The organism is Coprococcus intestinihominis (assembly GCF_040096555.1).
Taxonomy (GTDB): domain Bacteria; phylum Bacillota; class Clostridia; order Lachnospirales; family Lachnospiraceae; genus Coprococcus_A; species Coprococcus_A intestinihominis.
In genome coordinates this window covers 1-1217 of sequence record NZ_JBBMEK010000452.1, presented here as the reverse complement: position 1 = coordinate 1217, position 1217 = coordinate 1, and the positions used below count along the sequence as shown (strand labels likewise).

General features: G+C 48.2%; 2 protein-coding genes. Both read right to left on the bottom strand.

All coding sequences use genetic code 11. The annotated features are described in order from the left end of the window. Nucleotides 1–494, bottom strand: a 494-nt coding sequence (locus tag WMO25_RS18160) for an HAD family hydrolase (RefSeq protein WP_349086640.1), incomplete at its 3' end; no start/stop codon positions are given. A 6-nt stretch (nucleotides 495–500) separates the two neighbouring features. Beyond that, on the bottom strand, nucleotides 501–1217 hold a 717-nt coding region (locus tag WMO25_RS18155; RefSeq protein ID WP_494337450.1), incomplete at its 5' end, for a zinc-binding metallopeptidase family protein.

Sequence of the window (1217 nt, the reverse complement as noted above, 5' to 3'; positions counted from 1 at the left end):
CAGGTCCCCGGCGTCTCCTTAAGTTTTTCACATGTCTCAAGAAAAACGTCCGGTGCCGGCTTACCGTTTTTCACTTCTTCACCCGAAAAAATCAGATCAAAATAAGCGACAATGCCAAGCTTTTCCAAAACTGCATGAATAAACGGATAGGAGGAAGAGGATGCCACTGCTGTCTTTAAACCGGCGGCCTTGATGCTCTTCAGCAATTCCACTGAGCCAGCAGTAGGTCCGGCATCGCTTTCCCGGACAAGGCGGATCATGATCGCCTCACGCTCTGCGATCAGACTGTCGATTGTCTCACTGAGGTGATATCGCTCTTTAAACAACTCAAATCTCAGCTGGTTCGTTGTGCCTGCATAGGCTGTCATCGCTTCCACCGGCACATCCACCCCATGAGCAGCCAGCGTTTGCTGATCCCCTAGATAATGCATCGGCTGACTGTCAATGAGCACCCCATCCATATCAAATATAATCGCATGTACCATTCTTGTCATTGCCTCTTAATTGCAGTAATTCTTGAATTCTTTGAGAACAGTCAGCACCAGGTTGTATGTCCTCTCAACAGAAGCAATACCCAGGCGTTCTCTCGATGTATGAATATCGTGCATTTCAGGGCCCATGCTGACCATATCAAGCCAAGGCATCTTCTCGGACAGCAAACCACATTCAAGTCCGGCATGGATCATCTCAATAGATGCCTCTTCGCCTGTCTGTTCCTCATAAATCTTCTTGCAGAGTGCACAGATTTTGGAATCAGGGTTAAATGGCCATTCCGGATATTCGCCACGGAAAGTCATTTCGCCGCCCAGAAATTCTGTCATATATCTCAGCTTATCTTTCATCAGTTCTTTCAGGGACTTCACAGAGCTTCTGATGGCCCATGTCATGGCAACTCCCTCTTCCGTCGTCTCAAGAACTCCGAGATTTAATGAACTTTCAACAAGGCCCGGCAAATCTGCGCTCATCGTCTGGATGCCGTTTGGCACCTGCATCAGCATAAAAATTACCTTCTCAGTCAATGCCATAGAGAAGACTTCATAGCCTCCCTCCGCACGTACATCCGCATCAATGGCAATCACCGGATCACACACATGGAACTCACTGCGCACTTTCTCCTGAAAAGCAGCTGCCAGAGACTGGATCTCATCGATGTCTTCATCAGATACCACGATCTCAGCCTTACTATCTACAGGAATCGCATTGTCCTTGTCTCCGCC